The following is a 17,601-nucleotide window of genomic DNA, read 5'->3' as shown; positions in this document are numbered from 1 at the left end:
GCATGAAACGATCGGCGATGGCGCTGGCCTGTACAGCGCTTCTCGCAGGTCCGGGCCTGGGCGGGATTGGTCCCGTCCAGGTGCTCGGCTCCTCCCCTGCCCTTGCCGAGACCGTCAAGGGCGACCCGGCGGCCGGGCGAAAACGCGCAGGCATGTGCCGGACCTGCCACGGCCTCGACGGGATGGCGCGCATTCCTATCGCGCCGCATATCGGCGGCGAGCCGCAGGCCTATCTGCGCGCGCAGCTCGAAGCCTTCCGGGACGGCCGGCGCGTGCACGAGATGATGAGCGTTGTGGCCAAGTCGCTCGACGATACCGCGATTGCAGATCTCGCCGCGTGGTACGGATCGCACCAGGCCAGCGCAACGCTGCCGGCGGGCGCCTCAGCGGAGGCGGCACCAGCACAATGCAGCGCCTGTCACGGGGAAGCCGGTATCGGGCAAATGGAGGACGTGCCGAACCTGGCGGGTGAAAGCGCGATCTACATCGACACGCAGCTCAAGGCGTTTCGCCTCGGCAAGCGCAAGCACGAGGTGATGTCGGCTGTGGCAGCGGACCTGACGGATGAAGATATCCGAGCCTTTGCCGACTGGTACGCAGCGGTGAAACTGGAGATCGCGCCGCCAGCACAATAGACGCGGAGGCGGGCGCGCCTCAGCCTAACGCGCCTGATCGAGGATCCGCTTGCACTCCAGAAGCTCGAACAGCGTTGCCTGCAACCGGCGAATATCGTCCTTGGAAAGGTTGCCGGACGGCCCCTCGGCCCTGTCTCCCAGCAGTCTCTCCATCAGCCGGAAGCCGGCGCGCGCCTGGGGCATGTCTGCGGGAGATACGCCATCGGCGATGATCCCCCGCGGCAGCGGTTCAGCATCGTCTTCATCGGCGGAAAATTGAGGCTCGGCCTTGTGGGTTGCTCGCGGATCGTCCTCGGCGGCGATCTGCGGCCGGGCCTGCGCGGCGCGCGGCGGCGGTGCCGCCTCGGCTTCATCCTCGCTCACCTGCTGTGCGGCGAGAGCAGCCAGAGCAATCCCATCCTCGCGCCAGACCTGCATGACGAAACGAGGGCCTTGTTCCTTCAGGATCCGCTGCACGCCCTTGATCGTGTAGCCCTCGCCATAAAGGAGGTGGCGGATGCCGCGCAGCAAATCGATGTCGTCCGGGCGATAGTAACGCCGGCCGCCGCCGCGCTTCAGCGGGCGGATCTGCGAGAAACGGGTTTCCCAAAAACGCAGGACATGCTGAGGCAGATCGAGGTCGTCCGCGACCTCGCTGATCGTGCGAAAGGCATCAGGGCTTTTTTCGACCGTAGCTGAAATGGTGCTTCATCGTCCTTTGGCGCTGTCTCAGTCGCCGTTCTCGGACGCTCCCATCATGGTCTCGTTGATGCGCTTCTTGAGCACGTTCGACGGTTTGAAAACCATCACCCGGCGGGGAAGGATCGGGACCTCCTCGCCTGTCTTCGGATTCCGGCCGATACGCTCACCCTTCGAGCGGACGACGAAAGACCCGAAGGAAGAAAGCTTCACCGACTCCCCCGCTACGAGGCAATCCGCGATCTCCGACAGGACCTTTTCGACGAGCTCTGAGGATTCCGATCTGGAAAGGCCGACTTTCTGGTAAACCGCCTCACAAAGATCGGCGCGCGTTACTGTCCTGCCGCTCATAGTCCCTCCTTGGCCGAACCTCGTGGCTCGACGGTGTCAGGGATTGTTTTCTTTGACCCTTCGGGGCCCACCGAACCCGCTCAACAGCCTATTGGCTCGCGCGCACACGGTCAACAGTCTGACGGGGCTGCAGTTCGTAAAAGTGCACAGGGCTCAAGCCTTTGCGCAGGTTACCAGCGCAGCAGCGACGCACCCCAGGTGAAGCCACCGCCCATTGCCTCGAGCATGATCAGATCGCCGCGGCGGACGCGGCCATCGCGCACCGCCTGGTCCAGGGCCAGCGGAATCGAAGCTGCCGAGGTATTGCCGTGATCCTCGAGGGTCACGACGATCTTCTCCGGATCGATACCGAGCTTCTTGGCGCTCGCGTCGATGATGCGGCGGTTGGCCTGATGGGGCACGAACCAGTCGAGCGCCTCAGCATCCGTGCCGGTCGCCTCGAAGGCCGCCTCCACCACGTCGGTGATCATCGAGACGGCGTGACGGAACACTTCCTTGCCCTGCATGCGCAGATGGCCGACGGTCTGGGTCGACGACGGTCCGCCGTCCACATACAGCTTGTCGCGATGGGCACCGTCGGAGCGCAGATGCGAGGTCAGCACGCCGCGATCGGCCGTGGTCCCCTGGCCCTCGCCTGCCTCCAGAACGATGGCGCCGGCGCCGTCGCCGAACAGCACGCAGGTCGTGCGGTCTTCCCAGTCGAGAATGCGGGAGAAGGTCTCCGCGCCGATCACCAGCGCGCGCCGGGCCATGCCGCCGCGCAGATAGGCATCGGCTGTCGCCAGGGCGTAGACGAAGCCAGAGCACACCGCATGGACGTCGAAAGCGAAGCCGCCGGAAATTCCCAGCTTGTGCTGCACGGTAACGGCGCTTGCCGGGAAAGTGTTGTCAGGCGTGGCGGTGGCGAGGATGATCAGATCGATGTCAGTCGGCTGGCACCCGGCCGCCTCAAGCGCCTTGCGCGCGGCAGCGACGGCAAGATCGGAGGTAAACTCCCCCTCAGCCGCGATGTGGCGCGCATGAATACCCGTGCGCTGGACAATCCACTCGTCCGAAGTATCCACCATCTTGGCCAGATCGTCGTTGGTGAGCCTGCGGGCAGGAAGATAGCTGCCGGTCCCCAGAACGATGGATCGCTTCACTGTCACTTATCACCTTCCGATCCGTCGCGCGGCTCGAACCGGCCGCGATGGTAACTCTTCAGATCCTGAGAAATCTTGTTCATCAGGTCGTTACGGGCCATGTCGTAAGCCAGTTCGACAGCGGCTGCAAAGCCTTCCGCATCGGTCCCGCCATGGCTCTTGATGACAATCCCGTTCAGGCCGAGAAACACCCCGCCGTTGACCTTGCGCGGATCCATCTTCTCGCGAAGACGGTCGAAGGCGTCCTTGGCCAAAAGGTATCCCAGCTTCGCGCGCCAGGTCCGGTTCATCGCCGAGCGCAAATAGCTGCCGATCTGGCGGGCGGTTCCCTCTGCCGTCTTCAGCGCGATATTGCCGGCAAAGCCCTCGGTCACCACCACGTCGACGACACCCTTGCCGAGGTCATCGCCCTCGACGAAACCGGCATAGGTCAGCGAACGCAGGTTGGCCTCGCGCAGGAGCCGGCCGGCGGTGCGCACCTCCTCCAGGCCCTTGACCTCCTCGACGCCGATATTCAGCAGGCCGACAGTCGGGCGCTCGATCGAAAAGAGGATGCGGGCCATTGCGCCGCCGAGCAGCGCGAAATCGATGAGCTGCTGCGCATCCGCGCCGATGGTAGCACCGACGTCGAGAACGATGGATTCGCCGCGCATCGTAGGCCAGATCGCCGCGATGGCCGGCCTTTCGATGTTAGCCATGGTGCGCAGACAGAACTTCGACATGGCCATCAGCGCGCCGGTGTTTCCGGCGGAAACCGCAACATCCGCATGGCCGGTCTTCACCGCCTCGATGGCGCGCCACATGCTCGACTTCCAGCGCCCCTGGCGCAGAGCCTGACTGGGCTTGGCGTCCATCGCGACGGAGACCTCGCAATGATGCAGGGTCGAGGCCTCGCGCAGGCGCGGATGCGCCTGCAGCAGCGGTGCTACGATGTCCGAGTTGCCGTAGATGGAAAAGCTGATGTCGGGGCGCCGCTCAAGCGCCAACGCAGCGCCGGGTATGACGACTTCCGCCCCCCTGTCGCCGCCCATTGCATCCAGCGAGATTCGAACCGTCTGAGCCATTGTCCGTGTCTTCTGGATCGGCGCGCGCGTCTCGTCCACTCGAGCGCGAGACACTGCCGATCGGCACTGCTGTCCCGAATTCTCCAGCCCTCGACCAGGGCCGGGACGGCCGTCATGCCGCCATCTTCTTCTGTCGCCTGCGCCGCCCGTCGGGTCGTCTCACAAGGTCCCGCATCTCACCGATGGAGGGCGCCAGCGCGGCTTTCGACAACCAACGGCCAGCACATCCCCATCATTTGAAGCGTTGGGAACATACCCGTTTACAACGGCGAGACAACAGCTTTCTGGCAATCCACCACGGCGGCCGGACACCTGTACTCACTCATCACGCTTACGAAAGCGCTCGAGAACGGCGAAGGGCGATGGCGGCTTGTCATCCACCTCGTCGTCATTGGCATCGCCGTAGCCGTCCGGCAGTTCGGCGCCCGGTGCGCGCGGGAACGGATCGAGTGCAAGAGCAAGCTGCTCGCACAGGATGGCCCCCAGATCGATCCTGCTGCCCTCCAGCAGGTCCGGCGGATCCTCGGCAAAGGCGTCCACATCGATCTCGCCGTCCTCGGCAACGCCGGCAAGGGCATCCGCGTCAGGATCGAAGCGCATCGAGAAGGTCTCGTCGATCACCTGCTCGACCGGAGCCAGCGTAACGACACAGGTCTGCGTGGCCCGCGCCTTCAGCGCGCCTTCCACGGCGACGCCCTCGCGCCGCCATCTGCGAAGCTCGAACCGACCCAGGACATCGGAAAGCCCGACCAGCGAGTAGGCCTCGGCAATGCGCTGCAACTGCGCAGCGTCCGGGCGCAATTCCACGACGAGCGGCTTCACGGTCAGGTGCTGGACGTCCTGCCGGTGCGAAAAGGGAAATTCTGCAAGGGTCATGTCGGTCTCTGTCTGCCTCCTGCTTCAGCCGATGTCCGTCGGCTCGCCAGGCCAGACGGGCCCGTTTTTGATGATAGCCGAGGCGTCCTGCCGTGCCAGCTCGTCGGCGGCGCCGCGCAGGTAGCGGGCGATGGCATGTGCGGCGGCCGCATCGGGCGCTTCGGCAAACACATTGCGATCGACGACGCTCTCGAGCTGCTGGAGGCCGTCGGACGCCAGGGCTTCGGCAACAGCACCAGCGCGCCCGTAGAAGGCCTCGGCCATCTTCTTCACCTTCTTCGGCACCCCCAGATCGCCAACGCCCATTTCGCGAAGCGACCCGTCCATATCGGCAAAAAAAGTGTCGAAAAGCTGCTGGGAGAAGTCGGCTGCGACATCCCCCTCGCCTCTGAGCCGATTGAGAACCAGAATCATGTGCAGCATGATCATTTCGAAGCGGCCATCGACCGTGTCGGGCACATTGTACCGCTTGTAGAGCCAAGGCTGCCGCGCCTGCGCCACGATCGCAGTGTATGCGGCGAGCACTTCCGGACGCTGACGCCGGCGAAAGAGACCGAAGACCATGTGTTGCCTCGCTTGGACGAAGGTTGCCAAGTGGCCTAACGCAGGTTAGGGACTTTGCCAAGGATGCGCGGAGCGACAAAAACGGCACGCGGCTGCCTTCCGGCCGTGACAGCTGCCAGAAAGCAACAGGATACGCTTCACATGAAGACATGGATTCGCGGAGCAGTGCTGGTGGGCGTCCTGGCGCTGCCGCTGGCCGGTTGCTTCACCACCACCATCAACCATGGCCACGTCATCCGGCCGGAGCGGGTGCGCGACATCCAGGTGGGATCGAGTCGCGAACAGGTGGAGCTGCTGCTCGGCTCTCCCTCGACCTCCTCGCGGCTCGACGGCGAAGCCTACTATTATATCTCGCAGGTCAAGGAGACGACCGCGTTCCTCACGCCCGAAACCGTGGAACAGCGTGTTGTCGCCGTCTATTTCGACGAGGACGGCTTTGTCCGCGACACGGCCTATTACAGCCTGGAAGACGGCAAGGTCGTCGACATCCTCAGCCGCAAGACCCGCACGGGCGGTGCCGATTACGGCTTCCTGTCGCAGATCCTGCGCGGGGCGCAAAATCCGAGCCTCAACCTTTAGCAGACGCGGGCCAGTGCGCCCGGCTCCTGCCAGACACAACGAAAACGCCCGCAGCCAAGGCTGCGGGCGTTTTGCATTCTCGAAAGGCTGACGGTTCGCGTGCAGAGGGCGCCGCCAGCAGACGGCGCCCCAAGCCGCAACCTCAGCTGTGTGCCAGCACGGCCAGCAGCAACAGCGCGATGATGTTGGTGATCTTGATCATCGGGTTGACCGCCGGGCCGGCGGTGTCCTTGTAGGGATCGCCTACCGTATCGCCGGTGACCGAGGCCTTGTGTGCCTCGGACCCCTTCATGTGCTTGACGCCGTCCTTGTCGACGAAGCCGTCCTCGAACGACTTCTTCGCGTTGTCCCAGGCTCCGCCGCCCGCCGTCATCGAGATGGCGACGAAGAGACCGGTGACGATGACGCCGAGCAGCATCGCGCCGACGGCGGCAAAGCCCTGCGCCTTGCCCGCGATGGCGGTGATCACGAAGAACACCACGATCGGGGACAGGACCGGCATCATCGACGGGATGATCATCTCGCGGATCGCCGCCTTGGTCAGCATGTCGACGGCGCGGCCGTAATCCGGCTTCTCCGTGCCTTCCATGATGCCCGGCTTTTCACGGAACTGCCGACGCACCTCCTCCACCACCGAACCGGCGGCGCGCCCAACGGCCGTCATCGAAATGCCGCCGAAGAGGTAGGGAAGCAGACCGCCGAAGAGCAGGCCAACCACCACGTAGGGGTTGGACAGGGAGAAATCCACCACGACCCCGTCGAAATAGGACCCGGGCGCCGCGTTGGCCGCGAAGTATTTCAGGTCCTCGGTATAGGCCGCGAAGAGCACCAGGGCGCCAAGACCGGCCGAGCCGATCGCGTAGCCCTTGGTGACGGCCTTGGTGGTGTTGCCGACGGCGTCGAGCGCATCGGTGGTCACCCGGACCTCGCTCGGCAGGCCGGCCATTTCGGCAATGCCGCCGGCATTGTCGGTCACCGGGCCGAAGGCGTCGAGCGCGACCACCATGCCGGCGAGCGCCAGCATCGTCGTCACTGCGATGGCGATGCCGAAGAGCCCCGCCAGATTGAAGGCGCCAAGGATGCCCGCGATGATCACGAGGGCAGGAAGCGCCGTCGCCTCGAGCGAGATGGCCAGACCCTGGATGACGTTGGTGCCATGGCCGGTGACCGAGGCCTGGGCGATGGAGCGCACCGGCCGATAGTCGGTGCCGGTATAGTATTCCGTCACCCAGATGATCAGGCCGGTGACCACCAGGCCGAGCAGGCCGCAGTAGAACAAGTGCCGGCCGGAGAAGGTCAGCCCGCCTGAGGTGGTGAACTCGGTGGAAAAGCCCAGCCAGAAGAACATGATGCCGAACAGCGCCACTGCCGATAGGACGGCTGTGGCGACGAAGCCCTTGTAGAGGGCGCCCATGATCGAGTTGTTGCTGCCGAGTTTGACGAAGAACGTGCCGATGATCGAGGTCACGACACAGGCACCGCCGATCACCAGCGGCAGGAGCATCAGTTCGAGCGCGGCCGCGCCGGTGAAGAAGATCGATGCGAGCACCATGGTCGCAACGACCGTCACCGCGTAGGTCTCGAACAGGTCGGCCGCCATGCCGGCGCAATCGCCGACATTGTCGCCGACATTGTCGGCGATGGTCGCCGGGTTGCGCGGATCGTCTTCCGGAATACCGGCCTCGACCTTGCCGACGAGATCGCCGCCGACATCCGCTCCCTTGGTGAAGATGCCGCCGCCGAGGCGGGCGAAGATCGAAATCAGCGAGGCGCCGAAACCGAGGGCGACCAGCGCGTCGATGACCACGCGACTTTGAGCGTCGTAGTTGAGCACGCCGGTGAGAATGGCGAAGTAGACGGCAACACCCAGCAGGGCGAGGCCCGCGACCAGCATGCCAGTGACGGCGCCGGCCTTGAAGGCGATCTCGAGACCTGCGGCCAGCGAGGTGCTGGCGGCCTGCGCGGTACGGACATTGGCGCGCACCGAGACGTGCATGCCGATATATCCCGCGGCGGCAGACAGGATCGCGCCGATGGCAAAGCCGATGGCGACCAGGATGCCGAGCAGCCAGAAAACCAGCGCGAAGATGACTACGCCGGCAATGGCGATGGTCGTGTACTGACGGTTGAGATAGGCCTGCGCGCCTTCCTGGATCGCACCGGCGATTTCCTGCATACGGGCATTGCCGGCATCGGCAGCCATGACAGACTGAATGGCCCACACACCGTATGCAACGGACAGCAGACCACACAAAATTACTATTACGAGCTCGAGCATTCTTCCCCCCAATGAAGGACGCGGAAGGACCTTTCCTTGGATTGTTATGCGGTCCTGCGGGAAGAACGGTATCTGTCCTGTGCGTCCCGTCAAGGACGAGTTTCCACCCTGTCGGAAGGACAGGCCCTGCTTTAAGCCGCAAATGCGGGGAGCGGCTTCAGGTCGAGACGGACCTTCTAACGCTGCGGAAACAAGGTCGCGGAGGCGAGGGTACGACGATTTTCCGCTAGGGAAGATTCACGTGTAAAACCAAAGAAAAAGCCACGGCGGATCGCCGTGGCTGCTTCACTCAAATACCGGGGCGGAAAACGGGACTCAGTCCTCCTTTTCCGCCTCCTCCGGCTTGGCGGGGCTGTCGAATTCGCTGCTGCGGAACTCACGTGCCAGCTTGTCGAGCACACCGTTGACCATGCGCGGCTCTTCCACCTCGTAGAAGGCCCGGGCAACGTCGATATATTCGCTGATCACGACACGGGCTGGCACGTCCTTGCGACGCATCAGCTCGAAGGCACCGGCACGCAGGATCGCGCGCAGCGTCGTGTCGATACGACGGAGCGGCCAACCGGCCACCAGAGAGCGATGAATCACCGGGTCGAGGTACCGCTGCTCCGCAACGACGCCCTTCACGAGATCGCGGAACCACGATGCGTCCGCCTCGCGATACTGCTCGCCGTCGAGCTCCGCGCCCAGGCGAAACGCCTCGAACTCGGCCAGCACATCGGCAAGGCTCGAGCCGCCGACATCCATCTGATAAAGTGCCTGGACGGCAGACAGCCGCGCCGCCCCGCGCTTGTTGGCGGGGCGGACAACTGGCTCCGTCCGGGCTTCGTTGTCTTCAGTCATTGTCAGATTCCGAAACGGTCCCTGATCGCGATCATGTCGAGCGCAGCCTGCGCAGCGGCACCGCCCTTGTTCTTCTTCGCCGGGTCGGCGCGGGCCCAGGCCTGCTCGCCGTTCTCGACCGTGAGAATGCCGTTGCCGAGCGGAAGCGCCGCATCGATGGTCAGTTCCATCACCGCACGGGCCGACTCGTTGGCGACGATGTCGTAATGCGAGGTCTCGCCGCGGATGACGCAGCCGAGCAGCACGAAGCCGTCATAGTCTGCGGTCCCTGCCTCCATGGCTGCGAGCGCCATGGCGAGAGCGGCCGGAATCTCGAGCACGCCGGGCACGGAGACGCGGGTGACGTCTGCGCCCTGCCCTTCGAGGACTTCCATGGCGCCGGCAACCAGAGCGTCGGCAATGTCGTCGTAGAAGCGGGCGTCGATGATCAGGATGCGAGGGGTCGTCATGTCGCTCTCTTCGCTTTCATGTCATGGCAAGCCGGGAGCCGGACGCGCGCGATGCGGCAAAACGGACCGGCTGCACTGCCGGAGGAGCCGGCAACAAGGTGCCGGTAGGAACCATGCCGGGCCGCTTTTGTCCAGCGCCGATTGTCAACCCCGCCATGCCCGCACCGGGCATCTGAAGCGATGTCGGGGGACCGGTGAGCCGCTCAGCGATACTCGGCGAGCCGGGCCGCGTAGCGCGCCATCATGTCGACTTCGAGGTTGATGCGGTCACCGGCCTTGCGCTCGCCCCAGGTGGTGACCGACAGCGTATGCGGAATAAGGAACACCGTGAACGTGTCCCCATCCACCTCGTTGACCGTCAGCGAGGTGCCATGCAAGGCAACACCACCCTTCTTGGCGATGAACGCGGCACAGTCGGCCGGGGCGCGGAAGCGGAAGAACACCGAATCCGGATGATCGACCCTTTCCAGGATCTCTGCCGTTCCGTCCACATGCCCCTGGACGATGTGGCCGCCGAGCTCGTCGCCGATCTTCAGCGAACGCTCTAGATTGACGCGGTCGCCCGCCTTCCAGCTGCCAACGGTCGTCAGCCTCAAGGTCTCGGCCGCCGACTCGATCTCGAACCAGTTGTCTCCACCGTCCCTGCCCTTGGCCGTGACGGTGTGGCACACGCCGTCGCAGGCGATGGAAGCGCCGATGTCGATCCCGTCCGGATCATAGGCAGTGAGAATGCGCGTGCGCAGGCCGGCCGGAATGGCCTCAACCGACGAGATGCGCCCCATGTCCGTGACGATACCGGTGAACATGTCAGCTCCTTTCGCGGACAAAATGGGTCATCGTGTCGGCTCCGACCCGGCGGGTGCCGACATTGCGGAACCGGACACTGGCGGTGACCATGTCCGCACCGCGCGAACCGAAGGGCAATATGCCGCCCTCACCGATCACGAGACTGCTTTGCGAGATGATGACCTCGTCGGCAAGGTCCGTATCCAGGAAGGCGCGCGCAACAGTGGAGCCGCCCTCAACCATCAGCTTGGTGATTCCCCGCTGGCCGAGCGCCCTCACCGCCGTGCGCGGATCGATCGGCTCGCCCTTCGCCCGCGCCAAGCGGATCACCGTGCAACCGGCTACCGTCAGCGCCTCCACCTTGTCCGGATCGGCATCGGCCGCGACAAGCAGCCAGAGCGGGATCTCGCCTGCTGTCTGGACGAGCTTGCTATCCAGAGGAAGCCGCGCATTCGTATCAAGAATGATGCGCACCGGGGAGCGATGGGCAAGGCCGGGAAGCCGGCAATTGAGAGAAGGGTCGTCGGCGAGTGCTGTGCCGATACCGACGAGAATTCCATCGCACTCGGCGCGCAGGATGTGGACACGGCGGAACACGTCCTCGCCAGTGATGGCGATCTGTCCTGCACCACGCCGGCCAATGAACCCATCGCGCGACACCGCAAGCTTGAGCACCACGAGCGGACGGCCGCGCGTCAGCCGGCTGACATGGCCGGCGTGGAGGGCGCTGCACAGTTCCTCGCGCACCCCGGAGCGCACCTCGACGCCGGCAGCCTCTAGCATCGCCACACCACGGCCCGAGACGCGCGGGTTGGGATCGAGCAGGCCGATCACGACCCGTCGGATGCCGACCTGCGCCAGCGCCACGCAGCACGGGCCGGTCCGCCCCTGGTGGGAACAGGGCTCAAGGGTGACATAGCAGGTGGCACCGCGTGCGGCCTCGCCCGCCTGTGCCAGCGCGACGACTTCCGCATGCGGTCCGCCGGGCGGGCGGGTGTAGCCGCGGCCGACCACGACGGGGCCGTCGCCGTCATCGCGCACGATCAGGGCGCCGACTGCGGGATTGGGCCATACGCGGCCGAGCGCACGCCGCGCATAGGATGCGGCGGCGGCCATGAAACGATCGTCGTGCCAGCTGTCCGGCATGGTCAGGTATGTCCGAGGGTCAGGTCTCGTCGAAGGCCGCAGCGTCGGGCCCGCTCATCTCGTCAAGAAGCGCCTCGAAGTCCTTGGCTTCCCGGAAGTTCTTGTACACGGAAGCAAAGCGCACATAGGCAACGTCGTCGATCACCTTCAACCCTTCCATGACCAGGTTGCCGATGTCGCTCGCCTTGATGTCGCTCTCTCCCGAACTTTCGAGCTGGCGAACGATGCCGCTCACCATACGCTCCAGACGCTCCGGCTCCACCGGGCGCTTGCGCGTGGCGATGCGGACCGACTGCATCAGCTTGTCCCGGTCGAAGGGTACACGGCGACCGCTGCGCTTGATCACCGTCAGCTCGCGCAACTGCACGCGCTCGAAAGTGGTGAAGCGACCGCCACAGGCGGTGCAAATCCGGCGACGGCGGATTGCGGTGTTGTCCTCCGTGGGACGCGAGTCCTTCACCTGGGTGTCGTCACAACCGCAATAGGGGCACTTCATGCGCTTTGGGCTCCGGACCAGTGAGCCGCCCTCACGGCGGCCCACAAGACTGGGTGCCGATGCGCCGTAGCGCATCGGCCTGCAATCAAAGGTTCGGGTAGATCGGGAAGCGATCGGTCAGCGCGATCACCTTTTCCTTCACCCGGGCTTCCACCTCGGCATTGCCATCGTCGCTGTTGCTGCTACGCAGGCCGTCCAGCACCTCGACGATTAGCCGGCCGATCTCGCGGAATTCACCCTGACCGAAACCGCGGGTCGTTCCGGCCGGAGTGCCGAGACGAATGCCCGAGGTGACGAAGGGCTTTTCCGGGTCGAACGGAATGCCGTTCTTGTTGCAGGTGATGTTGGCTCGGCCGAGAGCCGCCTCGGCGCGCTTGCCGGTGGCGTTCTTCGGGCGCAGGTCAACAAGCATCAGGTGGTTGTCGGTACCGCCGGACACGATGTCGAGCCCCTGCTCCTGCAGGCTGGCGGCAAGCGCCTTGGCGTTGGCGACGACGGCCTGGGCGTAGGTCTTGAACTCGGGCTGCAGCGCCTCGCCGAGGGCAACGGCCTTGGCGGCGATGACATGCATCAGCGGACCGCCCTGCAGGCCCGGGAAGACCGCCGAGTTGATCTTCTTGGCGATGGCCTCGTCATTGGTCAGGATGAGACCGCCGCGCGGGCCGCGCAGCGACTTGTGCGTGGTGGTGGTCACCACATGCGCATGCGGCAGCGGCGAAGGATGTGCACCACCGGCGACCAGACCGGCGATGTGCGCCATGTCGACCATGAAATAGGCGCCGACGGAATCGGCGATCTCGCGAAGACGCTTCCAGTCCCAGGTGCGGGAGTAGGCCGTGCCGCCGCCGATAATCAGCTTCGGCTTGTGCTGCTCGGCGAGGCGCGCGATCTCGTCCATGTCCAGCATGTGATCGTTCTGACGCACGCCGTAGGACACGACGTTGAACCACTTGCCGGACATGTTGACCGGCGAGCCGTGGGTCAGGTGACCGCCCGAATTGAGATCGAGGCCCATGAACGTGTCGCCCGGCTGCAGCAGCGCCAGGAACACGGCCTGGTTCATCTGGCTGCCGGAATTCGGCTGCACATTGGCGAACTGGGCGCCGAACAGCTTCTTGGCACGCTCGATAGCCAGCGACTCGACAACGTCGACATACTCGCAGCCGCCATAGTAGCGCTTGCCCGGGTAGCCTTCGGCGTACTTGTTGGTGAGGATCGTGCCCTGCGCCTCGAGGACCGCCAGAGAAACGATGTTCTCGGATGCGATCAGCTCGATCTCGTGGCGCTGGCGACCTAGTTCGCTGGTGATCGCAGCGTTGATCTCCGGATCCGCATCGGCAAGCGAGCGCGTGAAGAAGTTCGGATAAATCGCCGTGTCGAGCGAGGTGTCAGTCATCGACATCGTCGGTCCCCTCTAGCAGTCCTGAAGTGAGATCAATCGCGCATGGCGACCATTGGCGCCGTCGGAACAATGCCGGACCGGCCAGACCAAAAGGTCACGCCAGATAGCACAGCCATTCGCGGGAACCAAGGCCCATTGCCCCGGCCGCGACATCTCGCCAGCCTGGTTCCGCACAGTACAATCAGCGGGCGGGCGTCTCTTCGGCGAGGCGCCTCATCAGCTTACGCAAGGCCAGTTGCTGGAGGTCGGCCTGGGAGGCCTGCACCGGGCCAAGCACGATGACCTCGATACCGGTCGCAGCGTCGATCGCCGTCACCTTGACCTGTCGGCCGACAGGATAGAACTCGAAATAGACCTCGCCTTTCGGCTGCCTTCCAATGGTCACGACACCATCCGTCCGACACTCGCAAGACTGTACCACCGGGAAAAAGCGGGCCCGCGCCGAGGCGACCCGCTCTTGTCCCGATGCGACAGTCTGTCGATCACTGCAGGGAAGCGCTTCCGACCGTGGCCTCGCTCATGAGCACACCGTCGCGATTGTAGATGTCCTCACGAAAGTGGATCACGCCTTCCGCGGTCGCCCAGGCGGTAACGTAGGACATGTAGATCGGGATCTTGGTGCCCAACTTAACGTCCTCGCGAGCACCGGAGCGGATCGTCTCGTCGACGCGGGCACGACTCCAGTCGGAGGTCGTGCTTTCCAGCAGCCAGGTGATCAGCTCGCGCACGTTCTGAACACGCACGCAACCGGACGAGTGGAAGCGATAGTCGGAGCCGAACAGCGACTTCGACGGCGTATCGTGCAGGTAGACCTGATGCGAATTGTGGAAGTTGATGCGCACCGAACCGAGCGAATTGATCTCGCCCGGCTCCTGGCGGAACTGATACTGGGTCGCCTCGTCGGTGTTCCAGTTGATCTGCTGCCAGGCGAGCTCGTTGCCCTTCCAGTCGAAGATCCGGATGCGGTTCTTCTCCAGATACGCCGGGTCCTGGTTCATCTTCGGAATCAGGTCCTTGCGGATGATCGAGACGGGCACCGTCCAGTAGGGATTGAAGTTGAGCTCGTAGATTGAGGAATTGAGAATCGGCGTCTGGCGGTCGATCTTGCCGACGACGGCGGTGTGGCGCGAACGCACGCGGCCGTTCTCTACCGCCTCGATCTCGGCCGCCGGAATGTTGACCATCACATAGCGATCACCCAGGAAGCCGGACATGGAGCGCAGCCGCACGAGGTTGGTCTCGAGCTGGGACAGCCGCACATCGGCGGGAACGTTCATCGCAACCAGCGTGGTCTGACCGACCACACCGTCCGGCGTCAGGCCATGGCGCAGCTGGAAGCGACGCACGGCAGCGTCGACATAGGAATCGAACGTGTCGGAAAGACCAGCGGTCTGCTCGAGGTCGCCGGAGACCATCAGGCGGCGGCGCAGCGACAGCACATGCTCGTCGCGCATACCCAGACGCATCGCCTTCCGGCTGCTCGTCACAGGCTGCCAGCCGCCCTGCTGCACGATCATCGAATAGCGCTGGATCGCGGTCTCGACATAGGTCGCGGTGTCGGGAGACAGGGTCGGGAAGGAAGATTCGACCGCCTGCAGGCTGCGCATCGTCGTATCGAACTGGTCGTTCCATTCGACACGCTGCTGTTCGAGCCTCATCTGCACGGGCGCCGGCTGCGCAAGCGCATTGTTCCCGATCGCGACGGACGCGAAAAGGCCGGTCAATGCGAGTGCGGCGCCGCGCGCTCCGGCCCTAAGGCCGAGCAGGCGCCCATCGAAGAGGTCGGTTGCTGCAAATCCCACCGTATCGACTCCAGTCCCAGGTCAAGCTCAGAAAGGTCTCGTCAGGGATACGCGGCCGGCATTAACAAATGCTCACAGCCGTCGACAAAGGAGACCCGCCCCGGCCCGACGCGGCAATACTCTGCCCGGACCACGCTTCATCCATAGCGAATGACGCAACGGTTCCTAAGCCATCCCATTATGGCGCATTCATGTCGCGGCGCCAAAAAGTCCAGACGCAGCGAAGCCGCCTCGCACGATCTGCACGAGGCGGCTTCGATGAAGAGGGACCGGGAGTTCCCCGAAAATCAGAGACGATAGAGGATCTGATCGGTCCAGAAGCGCTCAAGGCGGCGCAGCGAACGGTTGAGAACCTTGAAGTCGTCGGCTCCGATTTCGCCGACCTGCTCGACCGACAGCATGTGCCGCTCGTACAGCGCGCTCACCTTCTCCGCGACATCCTTGCCCTTCGCCGTCAGGCTGACACGGACCGAACGGCGGTCGGTGCGCGAGCGCTGGTGATGGATGAAGCCCATGTCGACAAGCTTCTTGAGGTTGTAGGACACGTTCGAGCCGAGGTAGTAGCCGCGGGTCCGCAGTTCACCAGCGGTCAGTTCCGCATCGCCGATGTTGAACAGCAGCAGCGCCTGCACGCTGTTCACATCCGCGCGGCCCTCGCGGTCGAACTCATCCTTGATCACATCGAGCAGTCGCCGATGCAGACGCTCGACCAGCGTCAAAGCTTCCAGGTAGAGCGGCTTGATGTCATCGCTCTCTTCAGCCTGCAACGCGACGTCGACTGCCTTCTTTGCGGTCATCATTTGTTTGCGCCTCATGTATTGTTAGCGGTGCGTTTTTTGTCACCTTGAGACTGACAATACGGGACGGTCTCTAAAATCCGCTTAAAAAGGAGACTAAATCTCCGGTTAACGCGCAAATGCGATGCAGGACGCAACGAAATACAGTCTGTTAACGATATTTTCTGGCGAAGGTCAGGGTTTTCAGGGCCGCTTCAAGCAAGCAAGGCGCGAAACGGTCTCCCGCATCGCGCCTTCCAGTGTCGTTAGTGTCCAGCGTATGGACGATTCACTCTCCGGTCTTGCCGCGCAGGAACCGGACGATGCCGGAAAAGTCCGTGTTCGCATCGCCGCCATTACAAAAAAGATTGTACAGGGCTGCAGCCTCGGCACCGAGCGGCGTGGACGCGCCGCTGGCATGCGCAGCCTCCTGCGCCAGCTTGAGATCCTTCAGCATCATCGCTGCGGCGAAGCCCGGCTGGTAGTCGCGGTTGGCCGGCGAGGTCGGCACCGGCCCCGGCACAGGACAATAGGTCGTCAGCGACCAGCACTGACCGGACGCGGTAGAGGAAATGTCGAACAGCTTCTGCGCGTCGAGACCGAGACGCTCGGCAAGGACGAACGCCTCGCAGGTACCGATCATCGAAATGCCCAGCAGCATGTTATTGCAGATCTTCGCCGCCTGGCCGGTGCCGGCGCCGCCGGCGTGAACGATGGTCTTGCCCATCACGTCCAGATAGGGGCGAGCGGCCTCGAACGCGGCATCCGGGCCGCCGACCATGAAGGTGAGCGTGCCGGCCGCAGCGCCGCCGACGCCGCCGGAAACCGGCGCATCGACCATCGGCATGCCGGCCTTCTCGGCCGCCGCCGCAACAGCGCGCGCGCTCTCCACGTCGATGGTCGAGCTGTCGATGAGCAGCGTACCCGGGCGGGCATGAGCCAGAATGCCATCTTCGCCGGCATAGACCTTGCGAACGTGGGCTCCCGCCGGAAGCATCGACACGATCACGTCGGCGTCGGACGCCAACTCCGCCAGATTGTCCGCCGTCTTACCGCCCACCTCGACGAGGCGCGCCTTGGCCTCGGCCGACAGATCGAGGCCGCGCACCTCGTGTCCCGCCTTGACGAGATTGGCGGCCATCGGACCACCCATGTTTCCAAGCCCGATAAACCCGACCTTTGCCATAAGCATTTCTCCCTTTTCCGCCCCGATGGCGGCACTGTCACTCCCACCCGCGAAATCATGCGGGCACATCGTGTCCAACGAACCGGAGCCGGCCTCCCTGCCCCGGGCCGCAATCTTGCGCGATCAGCGTCGCTGCTCTCTCTCGCTGAGGTAGAGCAGGATGAGATAGATCGCGATGGTCGTCAGATAGAAGGCGATCTCGTAGGGGCGCCGACCGAAGATGTCGGCAAACAGCGTGTGCATCACCACCTGGGTGAGAGCGCGGGTCAGCCACATCACCGTGCCCCAGGACACGGTCAGCCAGAGGCCGATGGCCGCAACCAGATCCAGAACGCCGAAGAAGACCGTTGCCGCCTGCCATTCGACGGGCATTTCCCAGAACCACTGGCCGCGCCAGGGGGACATGCCGACGATGCGCGCCCAGTGAATGAGGCCGCTGAAGATCAACAGGATGGCGATTGCCCGCAAGTACCACACGAGCGTCACAGACCAGGCCGGCCTGTTCTTCAGGTAATCCAGAAACAGCGTGGTCATGACGAGCCTTTCCG

20 protein-coding genes are annotated in these 17,601 nt (G+C 64.1%); 2 read left to right on the top strand and 18 right to left on the bottom strand.

The window, feature by feature from the left end; translation table 11 throughout:
• Positions 1 to 2 precede the first annotated feature (2 nt).
• The gene (locus H7H34_RS09825) at positions 3 to 635 is read left to right on the top strand and encodes a c-type cytochrome (RefSeq protein WP_245165029.1); all 633 of its coding nucleotides are present in this window, start codon (positions 3 to 5) and stop codon (positions 633 to 635) included.
• A 24-nt stretch (positions 636 to 659) separates the two neighbouring features.
• Here H7H34_RS09825 and H7H34_RS09820 read toward each other — a convergent pair whose 3' ends face one another.
• The 6 genes from H7H34_RS09820 to H7H34_RS09795 all read right to left on the bottom strand — a co-directional run bounded on the left by H7H34_RS09820 (position 660) and on the right by H7H34_RS09795 (position 5,310).
• Positions 660 to 1,316 carry a MerR family transcriptional regulator gene (locus H7H34_RS09820; RefSeq protein ID WP_120268055.1) on the bottom strand — a complete coding sequence of 219 codons (657 nt, stop codon included), beginning with the start codon at positions 1,314 to 1,316 and terminating at the stop codon, positions 660 to 662.
• Between the two features lie 27 nt (positions 1,317 to 1,343).
• On the bottom strand, positions 1,344 to 1,664 hold the full coding sequence (locus H7H34_RS09815) for an integration host factor subunit alpha (protein WP_120268056.1): 321 nt from the start codon (positions 1,662 to 1,664) through the stop codon (positions 1,344 to 1,346).
• A 170-nt stretch (positions 1,665 to 1,834) separates the two neighbouring features.
• Complete coding sequence (locus H7H34_RS09810) at positions 1,835 to 2,806, bottom strand: beta-ketoacyl-ACP synthase III (protein ID WP_185926494.1); 972 nt, start codon at positions 2,804 to 2,806, stop codon at positions 1,835 to 1,837.
• A gap of 2 nt (positions 2,807 to 2,808) precedes the next feature.
• Positions 2,809 to 3,870: a phosphate acyltransferase PlsX gene (plsX, locus tag H7H34_RS09805; protein WP_120268058.1), complete on the bottom strand. Its 1,062-nt coding sequence runs from the start codon at positions 3,868 to 3,870 to the stop codon at positions 2,809 to 2,811.
• A 318-nt stretch (positions 3,871 to 4,188) separates the two neighbouring features.
• Positions 4,189 to 4,746 (bottom strand): YceD family protein, encoded by a 558-nt coding sequence (locus tag H7H34_RS09800; RefSeq protein ID WP_185925082.1) that lies wholly within the window; start codon positions 4,744 to 4,746, stop codon positions 4,189 to 4,191.
• Positions 4,747 to 4,770: 24 nt separating this feature from the next.
• Positions 4,771 to 5,310 (bottom strand): ubiquinol-cytochrome C chaperone family protein, encoded by a 540-nt coding sequence (locus H7H34_RS09795; RefSeq protein WP_120268060.1) that lies wholly within the window; start codon positions 5,308 to 5,310, stop codon positions 4,771 to 4,773.
• Positions 5,311 to 5,451: 141 nt separating this feature from the next.
• On the opposite strand from H7H34_RS09795, the gene H7H34_RS09790 reads away from it, so the two are divergent.
• Positions 5,452 to 5,889: an outer membrane protein assembly factor BamE gene (locus H7H34_RS09790; protein ID WP_120268061.1), complete on the top strand. Its 438-nt coding sequence runs from the start codon at positions 5,452 to 5,454 to the stop codon at positions 5,887 to 5,889.
• A 142-nt stretch (positions 5,890 to 6,031) separates the two neighbouring features.
• Here H7H34_RS09790 and H7H34_RS09785 read toward each other — a convergent pair whose 3' ends face one another.
• The 12 genes from H7H34_RS09785 to H7H34_RS09730 all read right to left on the bottom strand — a co-directional run bounded on the left by H7H34_RS09785 (position 6,032) and on the right by H7H34_RS09730 (position 17,587).
• Entirely contained in the window at positions 6,032 to 8,167 is a 2,136-nt protein-coding gene (locus tag H7H34_RS09785) for a sodium-translocating pyrophosphatase (RefSeq protein WP_185925081.1), read from the bottom strand.
• Between the two features lie 315 nt (positions 8,168 to 8,482).
• Entirely contained in the window at positions 8,483 to 9,010 is a 528-nt protein-coding gene (gene nusB, locus H7H34_RS09780) for a transcription antitermination factor NusB (protein ID WP_185925080.1), read from the bottom strand.
• Between the two features lie 2 nt (positions 9,011 to 9,012).
• Positions 9,013 to 9,459 (bottom strand): 6,7-dimethyl-8-ribityllumazine synthase, encoded by a 447-nt coding sequence (gene ribH, locus H7H34_RS09775; protein WP_120268064.1) that lies wholly within the window; start codon positions 9,457 to 9,459, stop codon positions 9,013 to 9,015.
• A 203-nt stretch (positions 9,460 to 9,662) separates the two neighbouring features.
• Positions 9,663 to 10,265 (bottom strand): riboflavin synthase, encoded by a 603-nt coding sequence (locus tag H7H34_RS09770; RefSeq protein ID WP_185925079.1) that lies wholly within the window; start codon positions 10,263 to 10,265, stop codon positions 9,663 to 9,665.
• Between the two features lies 1 nt (position 10,266).
• On the bottom strand, positions 10,267 to 11,391 hold the full coding sequence (gene ribD / locus H7H34_RS09765) for a bifunctional diaminohydroxyphosphoribosylaminopyrimidine deaminase/5-amino-6-(5-phosphoribosylamino)uracil reductase RibD (RefSeq protein WP_185925078.1): 1,125 nt from the start codon (positions 11,389 to 11,391) through the stop codon (positions 10,267 to 10,269).
• Positions 11,392 to 11,410: 19 nt separating this feature from the next.
• Entirely contained in the window at positions 11,411 to 11,887 is a 477-nt protein-coding gene (gene nrdR, locus H7H34_RS09760; RefSeq protein WP_067214791.1) for a transcriptional regulator NrdR, read from the bottom strand.
• Positions 11,888 to 11,972: 85 nt separating this feature from the next.
• Positions 11,973 to 13,283 carry a serine hydroxymethyltransferase gene (gene glyA / locus H7H34_RS09755; protein WP_209006346.1) on the bottom strand — a complete coding sequence of 437 codons (1,311 nt, stop codon included), beginning with the start codon at positions 13,281 to 13,283 and terminating at the stop codon, positions 11,973 to 11,975.
• Positions 13,284 to 13,470: 187 nt separating this feature from the next.
• Positions 13,471 to 13,674: a DUF6898 family protein gene (locus H7H34_RS09750; RefSeq protein WP_209006189.1), complete on the bottom strand. Its 204-nt coding sequence runs from the start codon at positions 13,672 to 13,674 to the stop codon at positions 13,471 to 13,473.
• A gap of 97 nt (positions 13,675 to 13,771) precedes the next feature.
• Positions 13,772 to 14,947 (bottom strand): L,D-transpeptidase family protein, encoded by a 1,176-nt coding sequence (locus tag H7H34_RS09745; RefSeq protein WP_120268384.1) that lies wholly within the window; start codon positions 14,945 to 14,947, stop codon positions 13,772 to 13,774.
• Between the two features lie 431 nt (positions 14,948 to 15,378).
• Positions 15,379 to 15,891, bottom strand: a complete 513-nt coding sequence (gene ldtR / locus H7H34_RS09740; RefSeq protein ID WP_120268067.1) for a transcriptional regulator LdtR — start codon at positions 15,889 to 15,891, stop codon at positions 15,379 to 15,381.
• Between the two features lie 265 nt (positions 15,892 to 16,156).
• A complete protein-coding gene (gene mmsB, locus H7H34_RS09735; RefSeq protein ID WP_120268068.1) occupies positions 16,157 to 17,053 on the bottom strand; it encodes a 3-hydroxyisobutyrate dehydrogenase in 897 nt (298 codons plus the stop codon).
• Positions 17,054 to 17,176: 123 nt separating this feature from the next.
• Complete coding sequence (locus H7H34_RS09730; protein ID WP_120268069.1) at positions 17,177 to 17,587, bottom strand: DUF6163 family protein; 411 nt, start codon at positions 17,585 to 17,587, stop codon at positions 17,177 to 17,179.
• Positions 17,588 to 17,601: the final 14 nt, after the last annotated feature.

It is taken from the genome of Stappia sp. 28M-7 (assembly GCF_014252955.1).
Taxonomy (GTDB): Bacteria; Pseudomonadota; Alphaproteobacteria; order Rhizobiales; family Stappiaceae; genus Stappia.
This window is presented reverse-complemented; position numbering and strand designations above follow the sequence as displayed.